This is a genomic window from Pseudomonas sp., from assembly GCF_030696055.1.
Classification (GTDB): Bacteria; Pseudomonadota; Gammaproteobacteria; order Pseudomonadales; family Pseudomonadaceae; genus Aquipseudomonas.
In genome coordinates this window covers 20882-39749 of record NZ_JAUYNP010000226.1, presented here as the reverse complement: position 1 = coordinate 39749, position 18868 = coordinate 20882, and the positions used below count along the sequence as shown (strand labels likewise).

The window sequence follows — 18868 nt, the reverse complement described above, 5'->3', positions numbered from 1 at the left end:
CATGATGAGCCTGTCCGGCGCCTGGCATAAGCTGCGCACCGACCCAATCCTGCGCTTTTTGGTGGTGTCCCAGGCCTTCTACGGCATGTCCACCTTCGAAGGCCCAATGATGGCGATCAAGACCGTCAACGCCCTGTCCCACTACACCGACTGGACCATCGGCCACGTACACGCCGGCGCTCTCGGCTGGGTGGAGATGATCTCCATCGGCGCGCTGTACCACCTGCTGCCCAAGGTCTTTGGTCGTCCGCAGATGCACAGCATCGGCCTGATCAACGCGCACTTCTGGCTGGCTACCATAGGTACCGTGCTGTACATCGCTTCGATGTGGGTCAACGGCATCACCCAGGGCCTGATGTGGCGCGCGGTCAACGAAGACGGCACCCTCACCTATTCCTTCGTGGAAGCGCTGGAAGCCAGCCACCCGGGTTATGTGGTACGGATGATCGGCGGCGCGTTCTTCGTCACCGGCATGCTGTTGATGGCCTACAACACCTATCGCACCGTGCGTGCCGCCAAGGCTTCTGAATACGAAGCGGCTGCACAGATTCCCGCCGCCCACGTCACTGCAGGGAGCGCTCACTGATGAAACACGAAATCATCGAGAAGAATATCGGCCTGATGGCGCTGCTGATGGTCCTCGCCGTCAGCATCGGCGGCCTGACCCAGATAGTCCCGCTGTTTTTCCAGGACGTCACCAATGAGCCGGTCGCGGGCCTCAAGCCCTACACCGCGCTGCAGCTGGAAGGCCGCGACATCTACATCAAGAACGGCTGCGTCGGCTGCCACTCGCAGATGATCCGTCCGTTCCGCGCCGAAACCGAACGTTACGGCCACTACTCGGTCGCCGGTGAAAGCGTGTGGGATCACCCCTTCCTGTGGGGTTCCAAGCGTACCGGTCCGGACCTGGCCCGCGTTGGCGGCCGCTACTCGGACGAGTGGCAACGTGCGCACCTGTACAACCCGCGCAACCTGGTACCGGAATCGAAGATGCCGGCCTACCCCTGGCTGGTTGAACACCAGCTGGATGGCAAGGACACCGCCAAGAAGATGGAAGTCATGCGTGGCTTTGGCGTCCCCTACAGCGATGCAGACATCGCCGGGGCCAAGGACGCGGTGAAGGGCAAGACCGAAATGGACGCGCTGGTCGCGTACCTGCAGGTTCTCGGCACCGCTATCAAGAACAAACGGTAACGCACTATGCCCACTTTTCTAACGGACGTCGGGACTATTCGCGGCATAGGCACGGCAGTGGTGTTCATCGCCTTTATCGGCGTGGTGCTCTGGGCCTACAGCAGCAAGCGCAAATCGAGCTTCGACGAGGCCGCTAACCTGCCCTTCGCCGACGACCCCCAACCCAAAGAGCGTGACGAGCAATCTTCCAGGAGCAATAACCAATGACCACGTTCTGGAGTTGGTACGTAACCATTCTGTCTCTGGGCACCATTTTCGCCCTGACTTGGCTGATCTTCGGCACCCGCAAGGGCCAGCGTCAGGAGAGCACCGAGGAAACCGTCGGGCATGCCTTCGACGGTATCGAGGAGTTCGACAACCCGCTGCCCAAGTGGTGGTTCATGCTGTTTGTCGGCACCATCATCTTCGCCCTCGGCTACCTAGTGCTCTACCCGGGTCTGGGCAACTGGAAAGGCCTGCTGCCGGGCTACGACCACCTCGACAGCGAAGCCAAGACCCCCTTCGCCACCAACGTGCAAATCGCCGATGGCGAACGCAACGCAGGCTGGAACGGCGTGCACCAGTGGGAAAAGGAAATGGCCAAGGCTGACGGCCAATACGGGCCGATCTTCGCCAAATATGCGGCCATGCCTATAGAACAAGTGGCCCAGGACGAGCAAGCGTTGAAAATGGGCGGTCGCCTGTTTGCCTCCAACTGCTCGGTCTGCCACGGTTCCGACGCCAAGGGCGCCTATGGCTTCCCCAACCTGACCGATAAGGACTGGCTGTACGGCGGCGAGCCGGCCACCATCAAGACCACCATCATGGACGGTCGTCAGGCGGCGATGCCGGCATGGAAGGACAGCATCGGCGAAGCAGGTATCCGCAATGTCGCGGGCTACATTCGCAGCCTGTCTGGCTTGAAGGTTCCGGAAGGCATCGAGGCAGATATTGACGCAGGTCAAGAGATCTTCAAGGCCAACTGTGCAGTCTGTCATGGCCCGGATGCCAAGGGTCAACAGGCCATGGGCTCGGCCAACCTGACCGACAAAACCTGGCTGTATGGCTCCAGCTTCGCCCAGGTACAACAAACTCTGCGTTACGGCCGCAACGGCAAGATGCCGGCCCATGCCGATCGCCTGGGTAATGACCAGGTGCATCTGCTGGCGGCCTATGTGTATAGCCTGTCGCACGCTAAGATCGAGAAGTAATTCTCCTGCCTGAGCCAGACGCGACCGCCGGTCGCACCTGCTCAGGAGTAGTCAGGCGTACCATAGCGCAAGAGCCCGTATGACCCCGACCGGCAGGTATCGATCGGGGCAGCCAATCAACCGCTGTGGTACGAACTGATGAGCGCACAGATTCCTGTCAAAGACGTCACCCCGGCCAAGGTCGAAACTGTCGACCTGTACGCCAACCGCGAAAAAATCTACACCCGCTCCTTCACCGGCATCTTCCGCAACCTGCGCATGCTCGGTGGCGCAGCCCTCTTCCTGTTGTACTTCGGCACCGTATGGTTGAACTGGGAAGGCCGTCAGGCCGTCTGGTGGAACCTGCCGGAGCGCAAGTTCCATATCCTCGGCTCCACCTACTGGCCCCAGGATTTCGTCCTGCTCTCGGCGCTGCTGATCATCGCCGCCTTCGGCCTGTTCTTTATTACCGTATTTGCCGGACGCGTCTGGTGCGGCTACACCTGCCCGCAAAGCGTGTTCACCTGGGTCTTTATGTGGGCGGAAAAGGTCACCGAGGGTGATCGCAACCAGCGCATAAAACTCGACAAGGCACCGATGACCGGGCAGAAGTTCCTGCGCAAACTGGCCAAGCACGGCATCTGGGTCGGCGTCTCGTTCCTCACCGCGATCACCTTCGTCGGTTACTTCACCCCGATTCGCGAGCTGATCCCCGCCCTGTTCACCCTCGAGGCTGGCGGCTGGGCGCTGTTCTGGGTCGGCTTCTTCACCCTCGCCACCTACGGCAACGCCGGCTACCTGCGCGAGCAGGTGTGCATCTATATGTGCCCCTATGCGCGCTTCCAGAGCGTGATGTTCGACCAGGACACCCTGATCGTCTCCTACGACCCGCGCCGCGGCGAACACCGCGGCCCGCGCAAGCGCGATGCCGACTACAAGGCCGAAGGCCTGGGCGACTGCATCGACTGCAAGATGTGCGTGCACGTCTGCCCCACCGGCATCGACATCCGCGACGGCCTGCAGATCGAGTGCATCGGCTGCGCCGCCTGTATCGATGCCTGCGACAGCATCATGGACAAGATGAACTACCCCAAAGGGCTGATCAGCTACACCACCGAACACAACCTGTCCGGGCAGAAGACCCACCTGGCGCGTCCACGCCTGATCGGCTACGCCGTCGCCCTGCTGGCGATGTTCGGCGTATTCGCCTGGGCCATCGCCAGCCGCTCGCTGGTGGAACTGGACGTACTCAAGGACCGCGTGCTCTACCGGGAAAACGAAGAGGGCCGGATCGAGAACGTCTACACCCTGAAGATCATGAACAAGGCCCAGCACGAGGTGACCTACCTGATCGCAGCCGATGGCCTCGAGGGGCTGGTCTACGAAGGCAAGCGCGAGATCAAGGCCCTCGAGGGCGAGGTGCTGTCGCTGCCGGTCGAGCTGTCCATCGACCCTTCAAGCCTGCCGTCCAGCACCAATGAAATCAGCTTCCACCTGCAGTCGGTGGATGATCCAAGTATCAAAACCGATGCTGACAGCCGCTTTATCGGCCCCAGCGTCCGCTGATTAGAGAAGAGCATGTCCGAGCCAAAAACCGCAGCGAACAAGCCCTGGTACAAGCAGTTCTGGCCCTGGTTCCTGATAGCCCTGCTGAGCTACTCGGTGGCCCAGGGCGTGGCCCTGCTGACCATCGCCACGCAGAACCCACCGGGGCTGATTTCCGATGACTATTACGATGTCGGCAAGGGCATCAACCGGTCGCTGGAGCGGGAAAACCATGCACTCCGCCTGCAGCTCAACGCCAGCCTGGTGCTGGATGAAGAGACCGGCGTCGCCAGCTTGCAGCTGCAAGGCCATAGCCGGCCGCAACAGCTGGTGCTCAACCTGATCTCGCCGACCCAGCCGGAACGCGACCGCCGAGTGATACTGCAGCTGCAGGCCGATGGCAGCTACAGCGGGCAGATGATCGACGCCGTGCAGGGCCGCCGCTTCGTCGAGCTGATCGGCCAGGAAGGTGGCAAGGACTGGCGCCTGTTCGAAGAAGAAAGCCTGCAGAGCGGCAACAGCATCCGCCTCGGGGATCAGCCGTAAGCACGCCGATGGCCAGCCCGACCCCTTGCTACCACTGCGGCCTGCCGGTGCCCCCCGGCAGCCGCTTCCAGGCGCATGTTCTGGGGGCAAGCCGCGAGCTGTGCTGCCCCGGCTGCCAGGCGGTGGCCGAGGCCATAGTCGCCGGCGGCCTGGAGCCCTACTACCAGCACCGCAGCGAAAACGCGAACAATCCCCACAGCCTGCCGCAAGCCCTGCCGGATGAACTGGCGCTGTACGACCGCAGCGATGTGCAGCAACCCTTTGTCGAACGCCACGGGGAGCTCAGCGAAACCTGCCTGTTGATTGAAGGCATCAGCTGCGCCGCCTGCGGCTGGCTGATCGAGAAACACCTGCGCGAGCTGCCGGGTATCGCCGAAGCCACGCTCAACCTGTCCAACCACCGCTTGCAGGTGCGTTGGGCCGACAGCCAGATTCCGCTCAGCGATGTGCTCAAGGCGCTGCGCAAGATCGGCTACGCCGGCCATCCCTGGCAGGCCGACGCCGCCGCCGCCCAGCTGCAGCGGGAAAACCGCCGCGCCATGCGCGAGCTGGGTGTGGCCGGCATGCTATGGATGCAGGTGATGATGGCGAGCATGGCCACCTGGCCGGAATTCAACGTCGACCTATCCCCTGAGCTGGACCAGATCCTGCGCTGGGTCAGCCTGTTTCTCACCACCCCGATCGTCTTCTACTGCTGCGGCCAGTTCTTTCGTGGCGCCTTGCGCGACCTGCGCACCCGTCATCTGACTATGGATGTGTCGGTGTCCCTGGCCATAGGCGGGGCCTACGTCGCCGGTATCTGGTCGACGGTGACCGGCCAGGGCGAGCTGTATTTCGATGCGGTGGGCATGTTCGCCCTGTTCCTGCTGGCTGGCCGCTATCTGGAGCGCCGCGCCCGCGAACGTACGGCAGCGGCCACCGCGCAGCTGGTCAAGTTGCTGCCCGCCTCCTGCCTGCGCCTGGACGCCGACGGCCAGAGCCAACGTATCCTGCTTAGCGAGCTGCGGATCGGCGACCAGGTTTTGGTGCCGCCAGGCGCCCTGCTACCGGCCGACGGGCGCATCCTGCAGGGCCAGTCGAGCATCGACGAAGCGCTGCTGACTGGCGAATACCTGCCGCAGGCGCGCGGCGTCGGAGATCCAGTGACCGCCGGCACCCTCAACGTCGAAGGGCCGCTGTGCGTCGAGGTGCAGGCCCTGGGCGATGCCACCCGGCTATCGGCCATAGTGCGCTTGCTGGAGCGCGCGCAGAGCGACAAACCGCGCCTGGCGGTGCTGGCCGATCGGGTGGCGCAGTGGTTTCTGCTGAGCGTGCTGCTGGCGGCCGCCGTGGTAGGCCTGATCTGGTGGCAACTCGATCCGTCGCGCGCCTTCTGGATAGTGCTGGCCCTGCTGGTCGCCACCTGCCCCTGCGCCCTGGCCCTGGCCACGCCCACCGCCCTGACCGCCGCCACCGGATCCTTGCACAGGCTCGGCCTGCTGCTGACCCGCGGCCATGTGCTGGAAGGCTTGAACCAGATCGACACCCTGGTCGTCGACAAGACCGGCACCCTGACTGAAGGCCGCCTGAGCCTGAGCAGCATCCAGCCGCTGCGCGAACTGGACTCAGGCAGCTGCCTGGCCCTGGCCGCCGCCCTGGAGAACCGCTCCGAACACCCCATTGCCCGCGCTTTTGGCCAAGCCAGCCAGGCTGCCGATCAGGTCGACAGCTATCCGGGCCTGGGCCTGCAGGGCCGGGTCGGCGCGCGCCTGCTGCGTATCGGCCAGGCGGATTTTGTCTGCGCTTTGAGCGGTCAACAGCCCCCAGCCATTACGGGCGAGCACGGCCAATGGCTGCTGCTGGGCGATGAACAAGGGCCCCTGGCCTGGCTCGTCCTGGATGACCGCGTGCGGGATGACGCAGCGCAGCTGATCGAAGCGGCCAAGGTTCGGCATTGGCACATTATGCTGCTGTCCGGCGACAGCTCGCCCATGGTCGCCGAGGTGGCGCGCCAGCTGGGCATAGCCGACGCCCGCGGCGGCCTCACCCCAGCCGCCAAACTGGCCGTGCTGCAACAGTTGCATAGCCAGGGCCGGCGGGTGCTGATGCTCGGCGACGGGGTCAACGATGTGCCGGTGCTGGCCGCCGCCGATATCAGCGTGGCCATGGGCAGCGCCACCGACCTGGCGAAGACCAGCGCCGATGCGGTGCTCTTGTCCAACCGCCTGAGCAGCCTGGTGCAAGCCCTGAGCATGGCGCAACGCACGCGGCGCATCATCATCGAGAACCTGAGCTGGGCCAGCCTGTACAATGGCCTGGTGCTGCCGTTCGCCGCCATAGGTTGGATCACGCCAATCTGGGCGGCATTGGGCATGTCGCTCAGCTCTCTATTGGTAGTGCTGAACGCCCTGCGTCTGACCCGCAGCCCCAAACCGTAGGTTGGGCTGAACGCAGTGAAGCCCAACGAAGTTCAAAGACTGCAATGTTGGGCTTCGCCAAGCTCAGCCCAACCTACATCGCCACCCGGAGACCCCATGCCCGCGCTCTATATTCTGATTCCGGTGGCCATAGTCCTGGTGGGCTTCGCCATCTGGCTGTTCTTCTGGGCGGTGGACAGCGGTCAGTACGATGACCTGGATGGCCCGGCCCATAGCATTCTGTTCGACGACGAAGACCCCAGGCATAAGGCCGCGGTCAACCAAGCCCAGCAACGCGACGAGCCGAAACAACCCACCAAGGAACAGCCCCGTGCTTGAGCTGCTGCCGCTGCTGGTCTCGGCGCTGATTCTCGGCCTGCTCGGTGGCGGCCATTTCCTGGGCATGTGCGGCGGCCTGATGGGCGCCCTGACCCTGGCCATCCCGCCGGAGCAGCGCGCCCAGCGCTTTAGGCTGCTGCTGGCCTATAACCTGGGGCGCATCTTCAGCTATAGCCTGGCCGGCCTGTTGCTCGGTCTGGCCGGCTGGGCGGTGGCCAATAGTCCGCTGGTGATGGGCCTGCGCATTGTCGCCGCGCTGCTGCTGATCGCCATGGGCCTGTACCTGGCCGGCTGGTGGAGCGGCCTGACCCGCATCGAAGCCCTGGGCCGTGGCCTGTGGCGGCATATCCAACCCCTGACCCGGCGCTTTATGCCGGTCACCAGCCTGCCCCGCGCCCTGGTGCTCGGCGGTCTGTGGGGCTGGCTGCCCTGCGGCCTGGTCTACAGCACCTTGCTCTGGGCCGCCAGCCAGGGCAATGCCCTCAATAGCGCCGCCTTGATGCTGGCCTTCGGCCTGGGCACCATGCCGGTGCTGCTGGCCACCGGCATGGCCGCCGAACGCCTGAGCGCCTTGCTGCGCCAACAGGGCGTGCGCATGGCCGGCGGCCTGCTGGTGATGCTGTTCGGCCTATGGACAATGCCAGGCCCGCACCAGCATTGGCTAATGGGGCACTAGGAGCCTGTCCGAGACTGTGGATTTTTGTAGGTTGGGCTGAGCTCCGCGAAGCCCAACATGCTGACGTTGTTGGGCTTCGTTCCTCAGCACCAACCTACAATTTGCAGCCAATTGCTATTCTCGGACAAGCTCCATGATCCAGGTCAAAACACCCCAGCCGCACCGCTCTTAGACTCCCCGTTACTGCTAGCCAAACCGGGAATGTCCGCATGCTCGACGCCATCCACTGGGACACCGATCTGATCCGCCGCTACGATCAGGCCGGCCCCCGCTACACCTCTTATCCGACTGCCGTGCAGTTCCATCCCGGCATCGGCCAGTTCGACCTGCTGCATGCCCTGCGCGACAGCCGCAAAGCGCTGCGGCCCTTGTCGCTGTACGTGCACATCCCGTTCTGCGCGCATATTTGCTACTACTGCGCCTGCAACAAGGTGATCACCAAGGACCGCGGCCGCGCCCTGCCCTATCTGGAGAAACTTGCGCGCGAAGTGGAAATCATCGGCCGCCATCTGGACAAGCAACAGCGGGTCGAGCAGTTGCACCTGGGCGGCGGTACCCCGACCTTTCTCAGCCACGACGAACTGCGCCAGTTGATGGGCCAGCTACGCGAGCACTTCAACCTGCTGGATGACGATTCCGGCGACTACAGCATCGAGATCGACCCGCGCGAGGCCGACTGGTCGACCATGGGTCTGCTGCGCGAGCTGGGCTTCAACCGGGTCAGCCTCGGCGTGCAGGACCTCGACCCGGCCGTGCAGCGGGCGGTCAACCGCCTGCAAACCCTGGACGAGACCCGCGCCATAGTCGAAGCCGCGCGCACCCTGCAGTTCCGTTCGGTGAATATCGACCTGATCTACGGCCTGCCGCTGCAAACCCCGCCGCGCTTCGCCCGCACCGTCGCGGAAGTCATAGCCCTGCAGCCCGATCGCCTGTCGCTGTTCAACTACGCCCACCTGCCCGAGCGCTTTATGCCGCAGCGGCGGATCAATAACGGCGAGCTGCCCAGCCCCGGCGACAAGCTGGCCATGCTGCAGGCCAGCATCGAACAACTGAGCGCCGCCGGTTACCGCTATATCGGCATGGACCACTTCGCCCTGCCCGACGACGAGCTGGCCAGCGCCCAGGAAGATGGCAGCCTGCAACGTAATTTCCAGGGTTACACCACCCACGGCCACTGCGACCTGATCGGCCTGGGAGTGTCCTCGATCAGCCAGATTGGCGAGCTGTACTGCCAGAACAACAGCGACCTCAACCAGTATCAAAACAGCCTGGCCAAGGGCGAGCTGGCCACCTTGCGCGGCCTGCACTGCAACGCCGACGACCGCCTGCGCCGGGCGGTGATCCAGCAGCTGATCTGCCATTTCCAGCTGAGCTTCGCCACTATCGAACAGGCCTATGCCATCGACTTCCGCAGCTACTTCGCCGAGACCTGGCCGCAGTTGCAGCAGATGGCCGCGGACGGCCTGATCCAGCTGGATCAGCACGGCGTCGAAGTGCTCCCCGCCGGGCGCCTGTTGGTGCGTTCGCTGTGCATGCTGTTCGATCACTACCTCAATGAACACAGCCGCCAGCGCTTTTCCCGGGTGATCTAGGCGCTGCAGCCGCGCAACCCTGCGGCCAGCCTTGCGCTGGTCGCTGCGTTTGTACGCCAAACCTGCACCAAACGCCGATCCAACGCCCGCATCCCACGGCCTGCAGCTCCACCCGGCACGCTGGGCAGGCGCGGACTTGCGCCCTCACTGCGACTTCAGTCGACTGGCTGAGTGCGCCACCCTGCGGTACCCTTATGAACGTTGCGTGTATAATCCTGGAAGCGACGCTAATGTCCGAAAGCATCAAGCTGAACAGCCCCCACCAAGTCCATTGCAATGACTGCAGCCTGTCCAGCCTGTGCCTGCCGCTATCGCTGAATATGGAAGACATGGACGCCCTGGACCATATAGTCAAGCGCGGCCGCCCTCTGAAAAAGGGCGAGTTCCTGTTTCGCCAGGGCGATGCCTTCAACTCGGTGTTCGCCGTGCGCGCCGGCGCGTTGAAGACCTTCAGCCTGAGCGATGCGGGCGACGAGCAGATCACCGGCTTCCATCTGCCCAGCGAACTGGTGGGCCTGTCCGGCATGGACAACGAGAGCTACCCGGTGTCCGCCATGGCCCTGGAAACCACCTCGGTGTGCGAAATCCCCTTCGAGCGCCTGGATGAACTGGCGCTGCAACTGCCGCAACTGCGCCGTCAGCTGATGCGCATCATGAGCCGGGAAATCCGCGACGATCAGCAGATGATGCTGCTGTTGTCGAAGAAGACCGCCGACGAGCGCATCGCCACCTTCCTGGTCAACCTGTCGGCCCGCTTCCGCGCCCGCGGCTTCTCCGCCAACCAGTTCCGCCTGGCCATGTCGCGCAACGAAATCGGCAACTACCTGGGCCTGGCGGTGGAAACCGTGTCGCGTGTGTTTACCCGCTTCCAACAGAACCAGCTGCTCGCAGCCGAAGGCAAGGAAGTGCACATCCTCGACCCCATCGAGCTGTGCGCCCTGGCCGGTGGCAACCTCGAGGGCTGACCCAGCCGACCTGCGCAGGACATAGGCGATGATCTTCGACGAATTCAGCATCAAGACCCTGATCCGCCCGGTGCCGGACTTCCCCAAGCCGGGGGTGATCTTCCGCGATATCACCCCGCTGTTCCAGTCGCCACGCGCCTTGCGCATGGTGGCCGACAGCTTTATCCAGCGCTATGTCGAAGCCGAGTTCAGCCATATCGGCGCCATGGATGCGCGCGGTTTCCTGATCGGCTCGATCATCGCCTATGAGCTGAACAAGCCGCTGATCCTGTTTCGCAAGCAGGGCAAACTGCCGGGTGCGGTGCTTAGCGCCAGCTACCAGACCGAGTACGGTGAAGCCCGGCTGGAAGTCCAGACCGACAGCCTGTGCGAAGGCGACCAGGTGCTAATCTTCGATGACCTGATCGCCACCGGCGGCACCCTGCTGGCGGCCGCGCAACTGGTGCGGCGCATGCGCGCCAGCGTCTTCGAGGCGGCGGCGATCATCGACCTGCCGGAGCTGGGCGGCTCGCAGAAGCTGCAGGATATCGACATCCCCACCTTTACCCTCACCGCCTTCGCCCTTAGCGATCAGTAGCGCCTCCGTCCGCTCACATCTCACCACGCCCGCTTCTGCGGGCGTTTTGCTTTCTGCCGACAGCCCCAGGTTAAAGCCCCAAGGGCGCTGCCGACTGTCCTACAACTATCCATAAGTTGGCGCCAATCCACCCGCCCTGGCCAGAAATGACCTCGCAGCAAAATGACTCCGGGCTAAAGATTTATCACGGCCACAGACAGCCCCTCAGCTGCCTACCCGAGCCCGATAACAACAGCGGTCACCACCACGACCAACACGCCCAGGAGTCGCCTTAATGACAGCCAAAACCAGCACCCCCAGCGCCAGCTTCCCGGTACGCCGCATGGATTTCAGCTTCGGCGCAAGCCAGAAGTACTGGTTCGCCGGCGACCCCTTTATGAGCCACTTTATGAACAACCTGTCGTCGCTGTTTCCCTACGGCGAGAAGTTCTTCGTCGACAGCGTGCGCGCGGTGCGCGAGCAGATCACAGAGCCGCAGCTGAAGAAGGACATCAGCGCCTTTATCGGCCAGGAAGCCATGCATTCCAAGGAACACGCGGCCTATAACGAATACGCCGCCGAGCACGACATCGACCTGGGACGCCTGGAGCTGCGGATCAAGGTGCTGCTGGCATGGGTGACCAAGATCACCACCCAGAAACAGCGCCTGGCCGCCACCTGCGCCCTGGAGCACTTCACCGCGACCATGGCCGAGCAGTTGCTGCAGCGCGAAGACCTCACCACCCAGATGAACGACCCCAAGCTGTACCAGCTGTGGATGTGGCACGCCATCGAGGAGAACGAGCACAAGGCCGTGGCCTATGACGTGTACCAGGCGGTCGGTGGCGGTTACTTCACCCGGGTGGCGATGATGGCGATTACCACCCTGACCTTCTTCGGCGTGATCGGCTGGTTCCAGTTGCACCTGCTGCGCAAGGACGGCCAGCTGTTCAACTGGCGCAGCTGGAAGAAGGGCCTGGGCATGCTGTTTAGCCCGCGCAACGGCTTCCTCACCAAGCTGCTGCTGCCCTACCTGGATTACTACCGCCCCGGCTTCCACCCCCTCGACCACGACAGCAAGCAACTGGAACAACGCTGGCGCCAGCGCCTGGGCTTCAACTAAGCCCGCCCAAGGCCGAGGGGTTTAGAACCTGTTTACGATCTCGCGAGCTAGAGCCAGACAAGGCGCTACGTAGTAACAGCCTCCGGCTGGTCAAAACGCCGAGGAAGCGCAGTTTACGAGTTGTAAATGAGCATTCCGAGGCTGTTTTTAACGCTGGATGGCCGACGCGCAGCAGATCGTAAACAGGTTCTTAGTGCACCTCGGCCCGCGCCTCCAGATTGCGGAACACATGCTCGGCCAGGCCGGCGCCCGCCTCGCTCATGGTCAGGTAGGTACGATCGGCGCCGGCCTGCTGAATCCGCGTGGCGATGTCCTCATACATGGCATGGGACACCACCAGGCCATTGAAGCCGCGCCCGCGCAGTTTATGGGTGGCTATGACTTTCGCCTCCTCATCGTTGAGCGCCAGGATCACCGCATCGGTCTCGGGCATCTGCAGGTGCTGCCAGAACATCGGGTCTTCGCCGTCGGCGAACAGCACCTTGCGCCCGGCCTGCTTGCTCTGTTCTATCACCACAGGGTCAGAATCCAGGCCCGCCACCTTGAAGCCCTTCTCCCGCAAATAGTCGTAGGCCGCGCGGCCGGTGCGCCCCATGCCCATCACCAGCACTTGGGCGTCACCGAGGGAAACCGGTTGCTCGTCGGGATGGCGAATATCGCGTTCCAAAGCGGTCAAGCGTTTGGCCAGACGCTCGTACAGCGGATGGACCAGCCGATTGAGCGGCGCGGAAATCACAAAGGACAAGGCCACGGTGATGGCCAGCGGAATCATCCACTGCGGCAGCACCACGCTGGCCATGATCAGGCCGAACTCGCTGTAGTTGGTCAGGCTGACGCTGCCGAGAAAGGCGCTGCGCGCACGCAGGCGGAACAGCAGGAACAGGCCGAAGAACAGCAAGCCCTTGAGCGGCAACAGCAGCGCCATGACCAACGCAAAAGTCAGGGCCTGGGCATCTGGCAGGCCGCCGATGCCGATCTGCAGGAAGAAACCGACCAGAAACACTTCCTTGATGCCCCACAACGAGCTGGCCAGTTCGACCGCACGCTTGTGCCCGGCCAGCAGCGCGCCGAAGGCCAATGCGCCCAGCTCGGAGCTCAGCCCCAGGCGTTCGAAACCATAGCCGCCGAGCACCAGGGCCAGGAGCAGGCCGAGCAGCACCATCAGTTCCTCGTGGCCGCTGGCATCGAGCAGGCGAAACAGCAGCGGGCGCAGCAACGGCAAGGCAAATAGCAGCAGCGCCCAGGGCGAAGGCAGCTCGCCACTGGCCAAGCTCATCACCAGCAAGGCGATCAGGTCCTGGATGATCAACACCCCTATCGCCAAGCGGCCATGAAAGGCGCGCAGCTCGCGCTTGCCCTCCAGCACCTTGGCCGCCAGCACAGTGCTGGAAAACGACAGGGCGATGGCCAGCAGCAGGCTCTGCTGCCAGGGCAAATCGAGCACCAGCATGATGGCCGGGAGGAACACCAGGCTGGAGATGGCGAAGTGCAGCAGACCGCCGCCTATCACCTCACGGCGCACCAGATTGCCCAGCTTCAGCTTGAGGCCCAGGGTAAACAGCAACAGCAGCACCCCCAGGTGGGCGATATGCTGCAGCGCCAGGCTATCGCGCGGGCCAACCCCGATCTGCTCGCCAAAGCCGGCCAGGGCGAAGCCGGCGCCCAGATAGCCGACCAGGGGCGGCAAGCCTATGCCCCGCGCCGCCAGGCCCATGACAAAGGCAAAGGCGATCCAGCTGGCTTCGATCATGGGAGGTCCTTATCTAGTGATGCCAAGTGCGGTGCAAGACGGGCGCCGCCAGCATAAGCCGGACGCCGCCAGGAGTCTTTGACCGGTATCAGCTCGGCTGTCTAATTCACCGGCAATTTCAGCTGACCCAGCCCCTGCAGCACGCTGGCCCCGGTAAACAGCATGACCACCTGCTCCTCGGCCAGGGCGCAGATAGCGGCGCGGCGCTCGGGCTGGCCGATATAGTCCAGGGACAGTTGAAACAGGTTACGGCTGATCAGGTTGGAGACCTGCAGCACCACGGCCGGCTCGACCATCTCCGGCAGCAGCTGAAAGGCCTGGATATCCTCGGCCATATCGGCGCCGAACTCATCCATGATCGCCTGCAGCGCCGCGCGCAGCACAGGCGAGGCGCCATGCAGCTCGCGCACACCGATAATAAAGGCCGCGGGGTTCTCCCCGACGAAGGCGAAGAACAGCTGCACCGTCTCATGACAGACCCGCCGCCCTCGCGCCAGGTCGATACCAAACAGCTGGACCGCGCTCTGCTCGGCGCTCTGCACGGCACGCTCGGCGGCCTCGCGGCGCAGGTCGCGCAGCGGCTGGCGCAGCTGGGTGGATATCTCGCGTATCACCGTCAGGCCCAGGTCATCGACATCCTTGAAGTGCCTGTAGAAGGTATTGGGATTCAGCCCGGCCTCCCGCGCCAGTTCGCGCAGGCCCAGGGTGCTCAGGCTGCGGCCGGTCGAGGTGAGGCGCAATGCCGCCTCCAGCAGCAGCCGTTTCCCCGGGGCCTCGCTGAGCCTTTCCCCTGCCTGTTGTGCGCCGCCGCTATCCGCTTGCATAACGAACCCTACCTAAAAGTTGGTTTGTCTGGGTGACTCTTGCTGGCGAGTATACAACTGTCTACCTTGGTATACAGCTGTATACGCCAGCAATATGCATAACAGGAGCTTGGCCATGAATGCGTCCGTTTCACCCGCAGGTTCTGTGCGTCACTGCAAGGTTGCCATTATCGGCAGCGGCTTTTCCGGCCTGGGCATGGCCATCCGCCTCAAGCAGCAAGGCGAGCACGATTTCCTGCTGTTCGAGAAAGAGGCCGGGGTCGGCGGCACCTGGCGGGTGAACAACTACCCGGGCTGCGGCTGCGACGTGCAATCGCACCTGTACTCCTTCTCCTTCGAGCAGAACCCCAACTGGACGCGCATGTTCGCCAAGCAGCCGGAAATCCAGGGCTACCTGGAAGGCTGCTGGGAAAAATACCGCCTGCACAACCACACCCAGCTGAATACCGAAATCAAGCGCATCGCCTGGGATGAGCAGCAGGAACTCTGGCAGCTCAGTGACAGCGCCGGTAACAGCTATACCGCGCAGTTCGTGGTGTCCGGCATGGGCGCGCTGTCCACCCCGTCTATTCCGGCCCTCAACGGCCTGGAGCAGTTCACCGGCAAGCTGTTCCACTCCCAGCAGTGGGACCACGACTACGACCTGACGGGTAAAAAGGTGGCGGTGATAGGCACCGGCGCATCGTCCATCCAGTTCGTGCCGCAGATCCAGAAACAGGTGGGCCAGCTCGACCTCTATCAACGCACCGCGCCCTGGATCATGCCCAAGCCGGACCGCGCCATCAGCGAGCGCGAGCGCAACCGCTTCAAGCAATTCCCGTTGCTGCAGAAACTCTGGCGCGGGGCCATCTACGCCCTGCTGGAAAGCCGGGTGATCGGCTTTGCCATGCTGCCCAAGGTGATGACGCTCGCGCAGAAAGTCGGCAAGTGGTACATCAACCAGCAGATTCAGGACCCGTTGCTGCGCGCCAAGGTCACCCCGGACTACCTGATGGGCTGCAAGCGGGTGCTGATCTCCAACGACTACTTCCCAGCCCTGACCCAGGCCAACGTCGAGCTGATCACCGACGGCATAGCCGAAATCGGCGCGCGCAGCATCCGCACCGTGGACGGCCAGGAACGCCATATCGACGCCATCATCTTCGGCACCGGCTTCACCCCCAGCGACCCGCTACCGCGCGGCGTGGTATTTGGCCGTGGTGGCGTCGACCTGCTCGACACCTGGCCGCAAGGTCCGCAAGCCTACAAGGGCACGCTGACCGCCGGCTTCCCTAACCTGTTCTTCCTGATGGGGCCGAACACCGGGCTGGGGCATAACTCCATGGTCTATATGATCGAGTCGCAGATCCACTACGTGCTCGGCGCGCTCAAGCTGATCAATCAGCAGCAGCTGCAGAGCCTGGAGGTCAAACGCGCGGTGCAGGACAGCTTCAACGCCAAGCTGCAGGGCAGCCTGGGCAATACCGTGTGGAACGCCGGCGGCTGCACGAGCTGGTACCTGCACCCGGTCAGCGGGCGTAACTGCACGGTATGGCCCGGCTTTACCTGGCGCTTTCGCCTGCTGACGCGCAACTTCGACCCGGCCGCCTATCACTTCAGCCGCAAGCACGCGGCCCATCCGGCGCAAAGCAGCGCCATCACCTTCACCGCCCAGGAGGCCAGCGCATGAAGTCGTTCGAAAACAAGGTAGCGGCCATCACCGGCGCCGGCTCCGGCATCGGCCGCGCCCTGGCCTACGGCCTGGCCCGCCAGGGTTGCCAACTGGCGCTGGCGGATGTCAACGCCGAGGGCCTGGCGGAAACCGCAGCGCAAGCCCGCAAGCTCGGGGTCAAGGTCAGCGAAACCCTGGTCAACGTCGCCGACCGCGAGGCCGTGCACGCCTGGGCCGAGCAGGTGGTGGCCGAGCATGGCCGGGTCAACGCCATCTTCAACAACGCAGGCGTAGCCCAGGGCGGCACGGTGGAAGGCAACGACTACGCCGACTACGAATGGATCATGGCTATCAACTTCTGGGGCGTGGTCAACGGCAGCAAGGCCTTTCTGCCGCATATCAAGGCGGCCGGCAGCGGTCATATCATCAACGTCTCCAGCGTATTCGGGCTGTTTTCCCAACCGGGCATGAGCGCCTACAACGCCAGCAAATTCGCCGTGCGCGGCTTTACCGAATCCTTGCGCCAGGAGCTGGATATGGCAGGCGTAGGGGTGTCCGCCAGCTGCGTGCACCCCGGCGGGATCAGGACCAATATCGCCAAGACCGCGCGAATGCACGCCAGCCTGAGCAGCGTCACCGGCCAGGATGCCGACCAGGCGCGCCAGCAGTTTAACGACCAGTTGCTGCGCACCACCCCGGAGAAGGCCGCCCAGGTGATTATCAATGGCGTTCTGGCGAATAAGCGGCGCATCCTGATCGGCCCGGACGCCTACGCCCTGGACGCCATGCAGCGCCTGTGGCCGGCCTTCTACCAGCGTCTGGTCACCGCTTCCATGCGCCTGGCCGCGCGCTTTGCGCCCAAGGCCAAGGCCAAGGCCGTTGAAGTAACCGAATAAACGTCAGCCGGACGCGCCAACGCATAGGGTACAGAAGGCAGCTTTTGTAGGGTGGGGCGCCTGGGCACGGGCTATCTGTTACTACTTAGTCATTGGCGCCGTAACCCACCAAGCAGTGATAGGCGATTACCGCTTGGTGGGTTACGTGGCGCCCCTATACCGCAGTTGCCACTCAACCCCTGTTCGGCGCCACTAACCCACCCTACGAATCTAAAACGCATAGGGCCGGCAAATGCCGGCCCTATGCGTTTAGCAAATGCCGCGCAGCCGATCTGTTACCTCTGCAAATCGGCCAGGGTTAGATCCAGGCACAGCCGCGCCTTTTCCACCAGTTCGTCGATCTCGGCCTTGCTGATCACCAAAGGCGGCGAAATGATCATGGTGTCACCCACGGCACGCATGATCAGCCCGTTGTTGAAGCAGTGACCGCGGCAGATCATGCCGGCGCCCTTGCCTTCATAGCGGGCGCGGCTGGTCTTGTCCTTGACCAGCTCGATGGCGCCGAGCATGCCGACACCACGCACTTCACCCACCAGCGGATGGTCGAGCAGTTCGCGCAGGCGCTTTTGCAGATAGGGCGCGGTTTCACTGCGCACGGTTTCGATGATCTTTTCGTCGCGCAGGATGCGGATATTTTCCAGGGCTACCGCGGCCGCCACCGGGTGACCGGAGTAGGTAAAGCCGTGGTTGAAGTCCCCCGCGGTCTTGATCACATCGAACACCTTGTCGCTGACGATCAGGCCACCCATGGGCACGTAGCCGCTGGTCAGGCCCTTGGCGATGGTCATCAGGTCCGGGGTGTTGCCGTAATAGTCGCTGCCGAACCACTCGCCGGTGCGACCGAAACCGCAGATCACTTCGTCGGCGACAAACAGGATGTCGTACTTGGCGAGGATCTCGCGAATTTTCGGCCAGTAGGTTTCCGGCGGCACTATCACACCACCGGCGCCCTGGATCGGCTCGGCGATAAAGGCGGCGACCTTGTCCACGCCGACTTCGAGGATCTTGGCTTCCAGCTGCTCGGCGGCCCAGATGCCGAACTCTTCCGGGGTCTTGTCGCCGCCCTCGGCGAACCAGTACGGCTGCGGGATATGCACGATGCCCGGCAGCGTGCCGCCCTGGGCGTGCATGCCGGCCATACCACCCAGCGCGGCGCCGGCCACGGTGGAGCCGTGGTAGCCGTTGATACGGCTGATGATCACCTGCTTCTCCGGTTGGCCCTTGATCGCCCAGTAGTGGCGGACCATACGCAGCATGGTGTCGTTGCCTTCCGAGCCTGAGCCTGTGAAGAACACGTGGCTCATGCCCTTGGGCGCGATCTCGGCGATCACCTTGGCCAACTCAAGCACCGGCGGGTGGGCTGTCATAAAGAAGGTGTTGTAGAACGGCAGCGTTTTCATCTGCTTGCTGGCGGCGTCGGCCAGCTCATCGCGACCGTAGCCGATGGCGGCGCACCAGAGCCCGGCCATGCCGTCGAGGATCTTGTTGCCTTCGCTGTCCCACACATATACGCCGTCACCCCGGACTATGATGCGCGGGCCGGTGTCGCTCAGCTGCTGATAATCGCTGAACGGCGCCAGGTGATGGTCGCGGCTCATGGCCTGCCATTGAGCGGTTTTCGGGTTGTTCATAGCCCCTCCTTACAG

The 18868-nt window shown here is 63.4% G+C and carries 18 protein-coding genes; 15 read left to right on the top strand and 3 right to left on the bottom strand.

Going from position 1 to position 18868, the window contains the following annotated elements; all coding sequences use genetic code 11:
* The 13 genes from Q8Q83_RS13530 to Q8Q83_RS13470 all read left to right on the top strand — a co-directional run.
* The coding region (locus Q8Q83_RS13530) for a cbb3-type cytochrome c oxidase subunit I (protein ID WP_305624535.1) at positions 1 to 586 on the top strand (586 nt) is incomplete at its 5' end.
* Positions 586 to 1194: a cytochrome-c oxidase, cbb3-type subunit II gene (gene ccoO, locus Q8Q83_RS13525; RefSeq protein ID WP_305624533.1), complete on the top strand. Its 609-nt coding sequence runs from the start codon at positions 586 to 588 to the stop codon at positions 1192 to 1194. The genes Q8Q83_RS13530 and ccoO, both read left to right, overlap by 1 nt.
* A 6-nt stretch (positions 1195 to 1200) precedes the next feature.
* A complete protein-coding gene (locus Q8Q83_RS13520; protein ID WP_305624531.1) occupies positions 1201 to 1401 on the top strand; it encodes a CcoQ/FixQ family Cbb3-type cytochrome c oxidase assembly chaperone in 201 nt (66 codons plus the stop codon).
* A complete protein-coding gene (gene ccoP, locus Q8Q83_RS13515) occupies positions 1398 to 2384 on the top strand; it encodes a cytochrome-c oxidase, cbb3-type subunit III (protein ID WP_305624530.1) in 987 nt (328 codons plus the stop codon). The genes Q8Q83_RS13520 and ccoP overlap by 4 nt, the downstream gene beginning before the upstream one ends.
* A gap of 138 nt (positions 2385 to 2522) precedes the next feature.
* On the top strand, positions 2523 to 3929 hold the full coding sequence (ccoG, locus tag Q8Q83_RS13510) for a cytochrome c oxidase accessory protein CcoG (RefSeq protein ID WP_305624528.1): 1407 nt from the start codon (positions 2523 to 2525) through the stop codon (positions 3927 to 3929).
* A 12-nt stretch (positions 3930 to 3941) separates the two neighbouring features.
* On the top strand, positions 3942 to 4454 hold the full coding sequence (locus tag Q8Q83_RS13505; protein WP_305624526.1) for a FixH family protein: 513 nt from the start codon (positions 3942 to 3944) through the stop codon (positions 4452 to 4454).
* 8 nt (positions 4455 to 4462) lie between these two features.
* Positions 4463 to 6871 carry a heavy metal translocating P-type ATPase gene (locus tag Q8Q83_RS13500; protein WP_305624525.1) on the top strand — a complete coding sequence of 803 codons (2409 nt, stop codon included), beginning with the start codon at positions 4463 to 4465 and terminating at the stop codon, positions 6869 to 6871.
* A gap of 96 nt (positions 6872 to 6967) precedes the next feature.
* Entirely contained in the window at positions 6968 to 7189 is a 222-nt protein-coding gene (gene ccoS, locus Q8Q83_RS13495) for a cbb3-type cytochrome oxidase assembly protein CcoS (RefSeq protein ID WP_305624524.1), read from the top strand.
* Positions 7182 to 7865 (top strand): sulfite exporter TauE/SafE family protein, encoded by a 684-nt coding sequence (locus tag Q8Q83_RS13490; protein ID WP_305624522.1) that lies wholly within the window; start codon positions 7182 to 7184, stop codon positions 7863 to 7865. The genes ccoS and Q8Q83_RS13490 overlap by 8 nt, the downstream gene beginning before the upstream one ends.
* Before the next feature lie 209 nt (positions 7866 to 8074).
* Entirely contained in the window at positions 8075 to 9457 is a 1383-nt protein-coding gene (gene hemN / locus Q8Q83_RS13485; RefSeq protein WP_305624520.1) for an oxygen-independent coproporphyrinogen III oxidase, read from the top strand.
* Between the two features lie 230 nt (positions 9458 to 9687).
* Positions 9688 to 10422: a fumarate/nitrate reduction transcriptional regulator Fnr gene (gene fnr / locus Q8Q83_RS13480; RefSeq protein WP_305624518.1), complete on the top strand. Its 735-nt coding sequence runs from the start codon at positions 9688 to 9690 to the stop codon at positions 10420 to 10422.
* Between the two features lie 28 nt (positions 10423 to 10450).
* Positions 10451 to 10999, top strand: coding sequence for an adenine phosphoribosyltransferase (locus Q8Q83_RS13475; RefSeq protein ID WP_305624517.1), 549 nt, complete (start codon positions 10451 to 10453; stop codon positions 10997 to 10999).
* A gap of 274 nt (positions 11000 to 11273) precedes the next feature.
* Positions 11274 to 12101, top strand: a complete 828-nt coding sequence (locus tag Q8Q83_RS13470; protein WP_305624515.1) for a metal-dependent hydrolase — start codon at positions 11274 to 11276, stop codon at positions 12099 to 12101.
* Between the two features lie 190 nt (positions 12102 to 12291).
* Here Q8Q83_RS13470 and Q8Q83_RS13465 read toward each other — a convergent pair whose 3' ends face one another.
* Both Q8Q83_RS13465 and Q8Q83_RS13460 read right to left on the bottom strand, forming a co-directional pair.
* On the bottom strand, positions 12292 to 13851 hold the full coding sequence (locus Q8Q83_RS13465; protein ID WP_305624513.1) for a cation:proton antiporter family protein: 1560 nt from the start codon (positions 13849 to 13851) through the stop codon (positions 12292 to 12294).
* A gap of 101 nt (positions 13852 to 13952) precedes the next feature.
* Positions 13953 to 14675, bottom strand: a complete 723-nt coding sequence (locus tag Q8Q83_RS13460; RefSeq protein ID WP_305624511.1) for a TetR family transcriptional regulator — start codon at positions 14673 to 14675, stop codon at positions 13953 to 13955.
* A gap of 115 nt (positions 14676 to 14790) precedes the next feature.
* Here Q8Q83_RS13460 and Q8Q83_RS13455 point away from each other — a divergent pair, with 115 nt between their 5' ends.
* Together Q8Q83_RS13455 and Q8Q83_RS13450 are read left to right on the top strand one after the other, a co-directional pair.
* Positions 14791 to 16344, top strand: a complete 1554-nt coding sequence (locus Q8Q83_RS13455; protein WP_305624509.1) for an NAD(P)/FAD-dependent oxidoreductase — start codon at positions 14791 to 14793, stop codon at positions 16342 to 16344.
* Positions 16341 to 17222 carry an SDR family oxidoreductase gene (locus Q8Q83_RS13450; protein WP_305624507.1) on the top strand — a complete coding sequence of 294 codons (882 nt, stop codon included), beginning with the start codon at positions 16341 to 16343 and terminating at the stop codon, positions 17220 to 17222. Before Q8Q83_RS13455 ends, Q8Q83_RS13450 begins: the two co-directional genes overlap by 4 nt.
* A 275-nt stretch (positions 17223 to 17497) precedes the next feature.
* Here the strand turns inward: Q8Q83_RS13450 and Q8Q83_RS13445 are convergent, their stop codons facing one another.
* The gene (locus tag Q8Q83_RS13445) at positions 17498 to 18853 is read right to left on the bottom strand and encodes an aspartate aminotransferase family protein (RefSeq protein ID WP_305624505.1); all 1356 of its coding nucleotides are present in this window, start codon (positions 18851 to 18853) and stop codon (positions 17498 to 17500) included.
* Positions 18854 to 18868: the final 15 nt, after the last annotated feature.

What these genes read in the sequence shown, in the direction of transcription:
- ccoO (WP_305624533.1), top strand. Translation starts at nt 586, where the DNA reads ATGAAACACGAAATCATCGAGAAGAATATCGGCCTGATGGCGCTGCTG.
- Q8Q83_RS13520 (WP_305624531.1), top strand. Translation starts at nt 1,201, where the DNA reads ATGCCCACTTTTCTAACGGACGTCGGGACTATTCGCGGCATAGGCACG.
- ccoP (WP_305624530.1), top strand. Translation starts at nt 1,398, where the DNA reads ATGACCACGTTCTGGAGTTGGTACGTAACCATTCTGTCTCTGGGCACC.
- ccoG (WP_305624528.1), top strand. Translation starts at nt 2,523, where the DNA reads ATGAGCGCACAGATTCCTGTCAAAGACGTCACCCCGGCCAAGGTCGAA.
- Q8Q83_RS13505 (WP_305624526.1), top strand. Translation starts at nt 3,942, where the DNA reads ATGTCCGAGCCAAAAACCGCAGCGAACAAGCCCTGGTACAAGCAGTTC.
- Q8Q83_RS13500 (WP_305624525.1), top strand. Translation starts at nt 4,463, where the DNA reads ATGGCCAGCCCGACCCCTTGCTACCACTGCGGCCTGCCGGTGCCCCCC.
- ccoS (WP_305624524.1), top strand. Translation starts at nt 6,968, where the DNA reads ATGCCCGCGCTCTATATTCTGATTCCGGTGGCCATAGTCCTGGTGGGC.
- hemN (WP_305624520.1), top strand. Translation starts at nt 8,075, where the DNA reads ATGCTCGACGCCATCCACTGGGACACCGATCTGATCCGCCGCTACGAT.
- fnr (WP_305624518.1), top strand. Translation starts at nt 9,688, where the DNA reads ATGTCCGAAAGCATCAAGCTGAACAGCCCCCACCAAGTCCATTGCAAT.
- Q8Q83_RS13475 (WP_305624517.1), top strand. Translation starts at nt 10,451, where the DNA reads ATGATCTTCGACGAATTCAGCATCAAGACCCTGATCCGCCCGGTGCCG.
- Q8Q83_RS13470 (WP_305624515.1), top strand. Translation starts at nt 11,274, where the DNA reads ATGACAGCCAAAACCAGCACCCCCAGCGCCAGCTTCCCGGTACGCCGC.
- Q8Q83_RS13465 (WP_305624513.1), bottom strand. Translation starts at nt 13,851, where the DNA reads ATGATCGAAGCCAGCTGGATCGCCTTTGCCTTTGTCATGGGCCTGGCG.
- Q8Q83_RS13460 (WP_305624511.1), bottom strand. Translation starts at nt 14,675, where the DNA reads ATGCAAGCGGATAGCGGCGGCGCACAACAGGCAGGGGAAAGGCTCAGC.
- Q8Q83_RS13455 (WP_305624509.1), top strand. Translation starts at nt 14,791, where the DNA reads ATGAATGCGTCCGTTTCACCCGCAGGTTCTGTGCGTCACTGCAAGGTT.
- Q8Q83_RS13450 (WP_305624507.1), top strand. Translation starts at nt 16,341, where the DNA reads ATGAAGTCGTTCGAAAACAAGGTAGCGGCCATCACCGGCGCCGGCTCC.
- Q8Q83_RS13445 (WP_305624505.1), bottom strand. Translation starts at nt 18,853, where the DNA reads ATGAACAACCCGAAAACCGCTCAATGGCAGGCCATGAGCCGCGACCAT.